Annotated in this window: 10 protein-coding genes; 1 reads left to right on the top strand and 9 read right to left on the bottom strand. The window is 72.1% G+C overall.

The window, feature by feature from the left end:
• The 4 genes from ACTIFU_RS20600 to ACTIFU_RS20615 all read right to left on the bottom strand — a co-directional run.
• Positions 1–657 (bottom strand): 4Fe-4S dicluster domain-containing protein (locus ACTIFU_RS20600; RefSeq protein ID WP_439580197.1); only part of this gene is annotated, 657 nt, incomplete at its 3' end.
• 12 nt (positions 658–669) lie between these two features.
• Complete coding sequence (locus ACTIFU_RS20605) at positions 670–975, bottom strand: hypothetical protein (RefSeq protein ID WP_439580198.1); 306 nt, start codon at positions 973–975, stop codon at positions 670–672.
• Between the two features lie 25 nt (positions 976–1,000).
• Positions 1,001–2,206, bottom strand: coding sequence for an FAD-binding protein (locus ACTIFU_RS20610; protein ID WP_439580199.1), 1,206 nt, complete (start codon positions 2,204–2,206; stop codon positions 1,001–1,003).
• A gap of 1 nt (position 2,207) precedes the next feature.
• The gene (locus ACTIFU_RS20615) at positions 2,208–3,641 is read right to left on the bottom strand and encodes an FAD-linked oxidase C-terminal domain-containing protein (RefSeq protein ID WP_439580200.1); all 1,434 of its coding nucleotides are present in this window, start codon (positions 3,639–3,641) and stop codon (positions 2,208–2,210) included.
• 150 nt (positions 3,642–3,791) lie between these two features.
• Here ACTIFU_RS20615 and ACTIFU_RS20620 point away from each other — a divergent pair, with 150 nt between their 5' ends.
• A complete protein-coding gene (locus ACTIFU_RS20620; protein ID WP_439580201.1) occupies positions 3,792–5,522 on the top strand; it encodes a diguanylate cyclase in 1,731 nt (576 codons plus the stop codon).
• Between the two features lie 43 nt (positions 5,523–5,565).
• Here ACTIFU_RS20620 and ykgO read toward each other — a convergent pair whose 3' ends face one another.
• The 5 genes from ykgO to ACTIFU_RS20645 form a co-directional block, all read right to left on the bottom strand.
• Complete coding sequence (gene ykgO / locus ACTIFU_RS20625; protein ID WP_439580202.1) at positions 5,566–5,691, bottom strand: type B 50S ribosomal protein L36; 126 nt, start codon at positions 5,689–5,691, stop codon at positions 5,566–5,568.
• A gap of 78 nt (positions 5,692–5,769) precedes the next feature.
• Positions 5,770–6,693, bottom strand: coding sequence for a class I SAM-dependent methyltransferase (locus ACTIFU_RS20630; protein ID WP_439580203.1), 924 nt, complete (start codon positions 6,691–6,693; stop codon positions 5,770–5,772).
• 90 nt (positions 6,694–6,783) lie between these two features.
• Positions 6,784–7,188, bottom strand: coding sequence for a RidA family protein (locus ACTIFU_RS20635; protein WP_439580204.1), 405 nt, complete (start codon positions 7,186–7,188; stop codon positions 6,784–6,786).
• Between the two features lie 22 nt (positions 7,189–7,210).
• The gene (locus tag ACTIFU_RS20640; RefSeq protein WP_439580205.1) at positions 7,211–7,549 is read right to left on the bottom strand and encodes a cupin domain-containing protein; all 339 of its coding nucleotides are present in this window, start codon (positions 7,547–7,549) and stop codon (positions 7,211–7,213) included.
• 8 nt (positions 7,550–7,557) lie between these two features.
• Positions 7,558–8,490 (bottom strand): acyl-CoA dehydrogenase family protein (locus tag ACTIFU_RS20645; protein ID WP_439580206.1); only part of this gene is annotated, 933 nt, incomplete at its 5' end.

Consider the following 8,490-nt stretch of genomic DNA (forward strand, 5'->3'; position numbering starts at 1 on the left):
CTCGACGCCGAGCCGGGTCAGCAGCCGGATGGTCGCTGCGTTGATCTCGGGGGCGAGCACCTGCTGGGCGCAGCCGGCGAGCAGGGCGACACGCCCGCGCCGCTCACCCTGCGCGGGATGAATGCGCGGTCGCTCGAGGTCGGAGGGCGGTGGCAGATACGCAGGTGCCAGGCTCAGCATCGCGCGCAACCGCTGCGCCAGCATGGACTGGCCGGGGACCAGCCGGGCGAACGGCTTGGCCGCGCGCGCGCCGAGCAGCGCCAGCCGGAACAGGCCCACGCGAGGCAGCACCATCGCCAGCGCCGACCGCAGCGCCCGCTCGCTGAACGGCCGGCGATAGGTCTCCTCCACATGCCGCCGCGCGTGGTCGATCAGGTGCATGTAGTGCACCCCCGACGGGCAGGTGGTCATGCAGGAGAGGCACGAGAGGCAGCGGTCGAGATGCGGCACGATCTCGTCCGTGGCAGGCCGGCCGTTCTCCAGCATGTCCTTGATCAGGTAGATGCGCCCGCGCGGCGAATCGAGCTCGTCGCCGAGCAGCACGAAGGTCGGGCAGGTGGCGGTGCAGAAGCCGCAATGCACGCAGGTACGCAGGATGCGGTTCGCCTCGGCCGTGTCGGCGTCGCGCAGCTGCTCGGGCGTGAAGGCGGTCTGCATCCGCGCCGGCGCTCAGGCCGGGCGGGCGCGCGGCGGGGCGACCAGCAGCACCGAGAGCCCGATCAGCGCGAAATGCGGGCCGTAGGCGCCGACATAGGCACCGAAGCCCTCGACGCGCCAGAGCGCGCCGGAGAGAAGGTCGGCGATCAGGCCGAGCAGCCCGATCGCACCGAGCAAGAAGCCGAGCGCGCCACGCGCGAAACCGACGCGGTCGCGGTCCGCCTGTTCGCCGCGGATTGCGTCCATGAACACCATGGTCAGGCCGGTGAAGCCGAGCGCGATCACCGGCAGGAGCAGGATCAGGAACAGAAGCGTCACGTCGTCCCCCTTGTTCGTTGCATGATCAGATGCCGGCGAAGACCCGGCCGGGATTGAGAATGCCCTTCGGATCGAACGCGGCCTTCACCCGCTGCGTCAAGGCGGCAAGCGGCGGCGCCTCGTCCGGCAGGTGCGCGACGGCGGCACGGAAGCCGGCATCGGCGCGCATCAGCCAGAATGTCCCGCCCCCTGCGCGCGCCGCACCCGCGACCGCCCGGTGCGCTTCCTCGGTCGCGGGACCCGCCACCCAGATCAGCCCGCCGCCCCAGTCGAGGAACAGCCTGGCGTCGAAGGTTCGGACGAGTGCGGCGACGACCTCCGGCCCGGCGGAGGGACGCACCGAGACCCGCCACACGGCATCCTCCGGCGCGGCCCCGAGCGGGCCGGCATCGCGCACCGACCGCCAGAGCGCGAGGCTCGCGTCGTGATCGAGCACCTCCGCGGCGCCGAACGTCGCGAGCGCCTCGGCAAGCCGCGCCGTGCGGTAGGGGACGAAGCCAGCGAACTCCTCGATGCGCAGCAGCGTCGCCGCCGCGCCGAGACCGGCACGAGTGGCGGCCGCCTCGGGCAGATGCGCCGCCCCCGACACGCCATAGGGGCTGCCGAGCCCGGCCGACAACGCAGCGACCGCGCGGGCCGGATCGAGCCCGCGCAGCATCACGGTGGCGGTCCGTTCCGGTGCGGGCAGCACCTTCAGCGTCACCTCGGTCAGCACCGCGAGCGTGCCGCGCGAGCCGGTCAGCAGCTTGGCGAGATCGAGCCCGGTGACGTTCTTCAGCACCCGCCCGCCCGAGGTGATCACCTCGCCCGCGCCGTTCACCGCGCGCACGCCGAGCACATGGTCGCGCATGGCGCCGAGCGCGATCCGCCGTGGCCCCGAGAGGTTGCAGGCGAGCGTGCCGCCGAGCGTCGGCGGCCCCTCGCCCGGCCCCATCAATGCAGAAAAATCAGGAGGTTCAGCGATGAGGTGCTGGCCCTTGGCGGCAAGCGCCGCCTCGATCTCGGCCAGGGGGGTGCCGGCGCGCGCGCCGATCACCAGCTCGGCCGGGCTGTAGAGCGTGATGCCGGTCAGGTTGCGCGCGCTGAGCGCGCCGGCGGCCTGCACCGGCCGGCCGAACGCGGCCTTGGTGGCGTTGCCCCAGACCGCGAGCGGCGTGCCGGCCGCATGCGCAGCACCGATCGCGGCCGCGAGCCCCGCCTCGTCGGCGGGCGCGATCGTCCCCGCGCTCACCTCACGCCGTCCCGGCCGTGTCCAGCGGGAACACCTTGTGCGGGTTGAGCAGCCACTGCGGATCGAAGGCGCGCTTCACCCGCTTCTGCTGATCGAGGTCCACCGGGCCGAACTGCACCGTCATCAGGTCGCGCTTCTCGATCCCGACGCCGTGCTCGCCGGTCAGGCAGCCGCCGAGCTCGACGCAGAGGCGCAGGATGTCGGCGCCCAGCATCTCGGCGCGGCGGAAGCTCTCGTCGTCGTTGGCGTCGAACATGATCAGCGGATGCAGGTTGCCATCGCCGGCGTGGAACACGTTCGCGACCTGCAGCCCGTAGTTCGCCGAGAGCGCCCCGATCCGCCGCATCGCCTCGGGCAGTGAGCCGGGCGGGATCGTGCCGTCCATGCAGAGATAGTCGGGGCTGATCCGCCCGACCGCACCGAACGCGCCCTTGCGGCCCTTCCAGATCGCCGCACTGTCCTCGGCCGTGCGGGCGACCCGGATGGTGCTCGGCGCGTGGCGGGCGCAGATCGCCTTCAACCGGTCGAGCAGCGCGTCCTGCTCGGCCTCGCTGCCTTCGACCTCGATGATCAGCAGCGCCTCGGCATCGAGCGGATAGCCGGCATGGGCAAACGCCTCACAGGCATGGATGCAGGGCTTGTCCATGAACTCCAGCGCGACGGGGATGATGCCGCTTGCGATGATGTCGGCGACCGCCGCGCCGGCGACGTCGGTCGCGGCGAAGCCCACCAGCATCGCGCGCGCGCCTTCGGCGGCGCGAAGGATTCGCACCGTCACCTCCGTGACGATGCCGAGCTGGCCCTCGCTGCCGGTGATCAGGCCGAGCCAGTCATAGCCCGGGGTGTCGAGATGCTCGCCGCCGAGGTCGATCACCTCGCCCTCGATCGTCACCATCGTCAGGCCGAGCAGGTTGTTGGCCGTCACGCCGTATTTCAGGCAATGCGCGCCCCCCGAGTTCATCGCCACGTTGCCGGCGATCATGCAGGCGAGCTGCGACGACGGGTCCGGTGCGTAGAAGAACCCCTCGCCCTCGACCGCCTTGGTGATGCCGATATTGGTGACCCCGGCCTCGACGCGGGCGAGCCGGTCCTCGAGGCTCACCTCGAGGATTCGGTTCATGCGGGAGACGCCGATCACCACGGCATCCTCGAGCGGCAGCGCCCCGCCCGAGAGCGAGGTGCCGGCGGCACGCGGCACCACGCGAATGCCCTGCTCGTGGCAATAGCTGAGGCACGCCGCCACCTGCGCGGTCGTCTCGGGCAGCACCACCACGAGCGGGACGCACTTGTAGGCGGTGAACCCGTCGGTCTCGTAGGGCTTCAGCCGGAGCGGCTCGGCGATGACGTTCGCGGCCCCGGCCCGGTCGCGCAGCGCCGCGACGATCGCCTCGCGCCGGGCAAGGACCGTCGGATCGGGCTCCGGCATCGCGAGCATGGCACCCTCCCTGGCCGAACGGCCATGGAGGTGATCTATGGCCGCACGAGGGGCGGCGCAAGCGAGCCGGCCGCCGCCACGGCCGGTTAACCATTCCCGGCTAACGTCATGCTCATGCGCTCCGAATGGCTCCGGCGTTGGCTGCGGCGGATGGCTGCGGCCGTCATGGCGGCCATGCTCGCCGGCCCGGCTGAGGCTATCCCGGAGATCGCGCTCGCCCCGGGGCAGGACCGTCTGCTGGTCGGCGCGCTTGCCGAAACCGGACGGGAGGCAGGCGGCACCTGCGACCGGGCGCATGCGCCGTTCGTGCCCTTCGATGGGACTGAGCTGGCCGTCCCCCACGCGGCCCCGTCGCCTGAGGCGGTCTGGCTGCGCTTCCGGCTTCGCAATCCGGAGCCCAGATCGGCGGCCCTCGTGCTATCCCTGCCGTATCCGCCGCTCGACGAGATCGCGCTTCATGTGACAGCGCGCGACGGCACCGCGACCACCTCACGCCATGGCAAGGCGGGCCGACCCGAGGGCAAGATCCTGCCCGGCCACAGCCCGGCCTTCCTGGTCCCCTTGGACCCGGGCGAGGACGCGCTCGTCGAGCTCTGCCTCCGCTCCTCCGGCTACATCGCGGCACCGCTCTGGCTCATGCGTGAGGGGGCGTTCTTGCGCACGGCGCTGATCGAGACGCTGGCGCTGGGCCTGATGCTCGGCGTGATCGGCACGACCTTCGCCTTCGCCTCCGCCCTTGCCGCGACCCTGCGCCGGACCGAGTTCGTCGCGCTGATGGCCTACACCGCGGCGGCGATCCTCTATGTGCTGGCCGCGTCCGGACTGGGCAAGGCTTGGCTCTGGCCGGAATGGACGGTCGGCGCGGACGCGGCTCTGCGGGTGTCCGGCCTGCTGACGCTCGCATCCGCAATCTGGCTGCTCCGCCCGCTGCTGAAGGCGCGCGAGCGCGACCGGCGATCGGACGATGCGCTCCGCGGCTTCGTCGTGGTCGCACTCGTCGGCACGCTCTCGCCATGGATGCCGGCCGGCATGGCGCTCGCCGTCCAGGTGCTCGCCGGCGGGATGGGCCCGGTCGTCGTGCTGGCGGCGCTGGTGAGGTTGTGGTGGCTGGGCGCGCCCCACGCCCCCATCATCCTGGTCGGCTGGGGCCTGGGGCTGCTGGCGGGCCTCTATCTGTATCTCCGCATCCTCGGGATCGCGCCCTATCACCCGGTCGAGCCGCTGCTCGGCCCGCTGATGTGCACGCTGGCCGCGCTCTGCTTCGCGCATGTGCTGGCCGAGATCCTGCGTGCGACCGAGTGGAAGTCGGCAACCGATCCGCTGACGGGGCTCTGGAACCGTCGTTGGCTCACGGCATGTGCACGCCGCGAGATCGCGCGCTGCCAGCGCACCGGCGCGGTGATCTCGGCCGGCGTGTTCGACGCCGACTTCTTCAAACACGTGAACGACCGCTGGGGCCACGCGGTCGGTGATGCGGTGCTGCGGGAGATCGCCGCGCTGGCGCGTGCCCACGTGCGCCCGGAGGATCATCTCGCGCGCATCGGCGGGGAGGAGTTCTGCATCCTGTTCCCCGGGCTCGGCGCGGCCGAGGCGGCCACCGCGCTCGACCGGGTGCGCGAGGCCGTCGAGTCCCATGGCATCGGGCCGCTGCCGCCCGGAGCGCTGACGATCAGCGGCGGGGTCGCCGAGAGCCTCGCGGGCAGCATGCCGTTCGAGGCGCTGCTGCACGCGGCGGACACGGCGCTCTACCAGGCGAAGGCGTGCGGACGGAACCGGGTGGAGATCGCATCCCCGGACGCAGGTGCAGGACCGGAGCCGAGGTCGCCCCGGCGGCGGGGAGCCGATCGCATGCCGGAGCCAGTGCTGGTCGGGGCGGATTGAGCGCGCAAGGGCGCCCCCGCGCCCGACGCAAGGGCGGGTGGGATCAGCCCTGGCGCACCTTCATGCGCGGGTTCTTCTTGTTGATCACATAGAGCCGGCCCTTGCGGCGCACGAGCCGGTTGTTCTTGTCGCGCGCCCTGGCGGAGCGGAGCGAGTTGCGGATACGCATCGGGGTGTTCCTTCGATCAGGCGGCGGCAGGTAGAGGCTCGGGCGCTCCGTGTCAACCGCGGCAGCCCTGATGTGCGGTCAGCGCCGGATCGCGTGCCAGCGCAGCAGGCGGAGCCGCCCGCTGCGCATCAGGTCGATGCGCCGGAGGCACCGCTCGGCCTCGGCCACCACCTGGGTGGCGAAGGGGCGCGCGGGGCGATCCCGCTTCAGCTCCTCGACGAAGCTCCCCCAGGCGGCAGTGGTCTGGCCGATGTGCCGCGCGGTGATGTCCTCGCAGATGCGGATGTCCAGCCCCTCCTTCGCCAGCAGCGCGGTCAGCGCCTTCTCGCCGGTCAGGCACGGCGCGACCCCTTCGAGCTGCGCCCAGGCGTTGAAGGCCCGCTCGGCCAAGGGTGAAGCCGGGCCCAGCGCCAGGTCGGTCAGCACGACCTGGCCACCCGGCTTCACGCCCCCGACCAGGGCGGCAAGCACCGGCGCCTTGTCGGGGATGCGCCACAGCGCCTCGAGCGCGAGCGCGTGGTGGTAGTAGCCCGCGCGGATCTGCGGGTTGGCGAGGTCGAGAGGCCGAATCTCGGCCTTTTTCTCCAGCTTGTGCTTCTCCGAAAGCGCCTGCGCCGCCTCGGCAAGGTCCGGATCGGTCTCGTAGCCGGTGATCCAGGCGCCGGAGGCGGCCGCGAGCGCGCGCGTCGCGCCGCCGAGCCCCGCGCCGAGGTTGAGCACGGAGTGGGTCTGGTTCAGCCCGAGCGGCTTGGCGAGCGTCAGCGTCTCCTCCGCCCCGCCCGGCCCGAGGAACCCCTCGCCCCAGATCGCGCCGAGCACCTTCAGCTTGGTCTCGGGCCAGCGGGCGGGCGGCGGGGACGGCGGCTCGGGGTCGAGCCGGCGGCGGACGGCCGGCGTCGGCGGGCGGTCGTCGAACAGCACCTGGCCGGCAGGCGCGTCGGTCCGGCGCGCGCGCGACGGCGCGCCGAACCAGTTCATCACCTGAGCCAAGGTACCACGCACGCCGGTCCAACCCTCCACACGGATGTATCGCAGGCGGGGATTGGCGCGACGTTAACACCCCGCGAGCGGGCCGCGCGGGGAGCCGTGGCGCTACCCGCCCGCGCCGCCCTGATCCGTCCCCGCATACGCCCAGCACTCGATCTCGACCTGTGCGCCGAGCGCCAGTCCGTTCGCCCCGAAGGCGGAGCGCGCGGGCAGGCGGTCGGGATCGAAGCAGGCGAGATACACCCGGTTGAACTCGGTCCACCGGGAGATGTCGGCCAGCATCACCGTGCACTTGAAGACGGCATCGAAGGTCAGTCCGTTTTCCGCCAGCACCGCGTGGATGTTCTCCATGGTCTGGCGCGTCTCCGCCTCCAGGCCGCCGGGGACCAGTTCCGCCTTGCCCGGAACGTTGCCCAGCATGCCGGAGAGGTAGAGCACGTCGCCCACGCGCACGGCCTGGCTGAAGGGCAGCTTCGCGGCCTTCGCCGCCGGTGAGTTGATGAACTCCATGGCGCGCTCCTGTGCCGTGCGTTCAGCCGAACTCGGTCAGCACGTAGCGGACGGGCTCGTCGCCGATCACCGAGGGCTTGTGGCGGTGTTCGTGCCCGGCGGGGATGTGCAGCATGTCGCCGGGGCCGGCTTCCACCGTGTGATCAGGGAATTGGTAGCGGATCCTGCCTGAAAGGATGAAGATCGAGTGGCCCGTCTCGCACCAGTCCGAGGGCGGGCCGCCGGGCGCGCGCTCCTGGTAGCGGAGCGCGATGCCGAAGCCGGGGAAGTTGGCCTCCGCCACCTTCAGGGTGGGAGAGAACGGGGTGAGCGGGGCGTCCGCGGCGCGGACGAGGTAGGGGGAGTCGCCGGCCGGGGGCATCGTGGCTGTCACTCCGCAGCCAGCCGCTTCACCGCCTCGCGCAGATACCCATCGCGCGTCTGCGGCAGCTTCATCCCCAGCGCCCGCCCGGCCACCAGATTCCGCAGAATCTGCGCCGTACCGCCGGCGATGGTGAACATCCGCGCATCGCGCACGTGCCGCTCCATCGGGGCGTCCCGCCCGTAGCCGGCGCTGCCCCAGAGCTGCAACGCGTCGTTCGTCACCTTCACCGCGGTCTCGGCGGCGAGGATCTTCGCCTGCGCCGCCAGATGCGGATCGGGGAAGCCGTTCGGCCCGACGCTGCGCGCGGCGCGCCAGAGCATCAGCCGGGCGGCCTCGACCGCCACCGTCATGTCGGCGATCATCCATTGCAGGCCCTGGAACTCGGCGATCGGCCGACCGAACTGCTCGCGCCGCTTGACGAACCCGATCGCCTCCTCCAGCGCCCCGGCGGCGATGCCGAGGGCCACCGTGCCCGCGCCCACGCGCTGGGCATTGTAGGCGTCCATCAGCGCGCCGAAGCCGCGCCGGAACCCACCCGGGGACGGCAGCACCATCGCGTCCGGCACCTCCAGGTCGCGGAACTCCATGACCGTCTCGGGGATGCCGCGCACGCCCATCGCGTAGTGCCGCTCGCCGATCACCAGGCCGGGCGGGCTGCCGTCGCCCTCGCGCACGACGATGAAGCCGCCGATCCCCTGATCGACGCCGCTCTCGATCGCGCGGGCGAAGATCAGATGCAGCCGCGAGACGCCGCCGCCGGTGATCCAGTGCTTGCGCCCGTTCAGCACCCAGCGGTCGCCGCGCTTCTCGGCGCGCGTGGTCATGGACGTCGCGGCCGAACCGGCCTCGGGCTCGGTGATGCAGATCGCCGGCTTGTCGCCGTGCCCCAGCACCTGCTCGGCCGCGAGCCGCTTCTGCGCCTCGGTGCCGTAGGCCAT

Origin of the sequence: Elioraea sp., assembly GCF_051860475.1 — a bacterium.
GTDB lineage: Bacteria > Pseudomonadota > Alphaproteobacteria > Acetobacterales > Acetobacteraceae > Elioraea.

Bases quoted from the DNA above. Each gene is read 5' to 3' on its own strand.
- ACTIFU_RS20615 (WP_439580200.1), bottom strand. From the start codon at position 3,641: ATGCTCGCGATGCCGGAGCCCGATCCGACGGTCCTTGCCCGGCGCGAG.
- ACTIFU_RS20620 (WP_439580201.1), top strand. From the start codon at position 3,792: ATGGCTGCGGCCGTCATGGCGGCCATGCTCGCCGGCCCGGCTGAGGCT.
- ykgO (WP_439580202.1), bottom strand. From the start codon at position 5,691: ATGCGTATCCGCAACTCGCTCCGCTCCGCCAGGGCGCGCGACAAGAAC.
- ACTIFU_RS20635 (WP_439580204.1), bottom strand. From the start codon at position 7,188: ATGGAGTTCATCAACTCACCGGCGGCGAAGGCCGCGAAGCTGCCCTTC.
- ACTIFU_RS20640 (WP_439580205.1), bottom strand. From the start codon at position 7,549: ATGCCCCCGGCCGGCGACTCCCCCTACCTCGTCCGCGCCGCGGACGCC.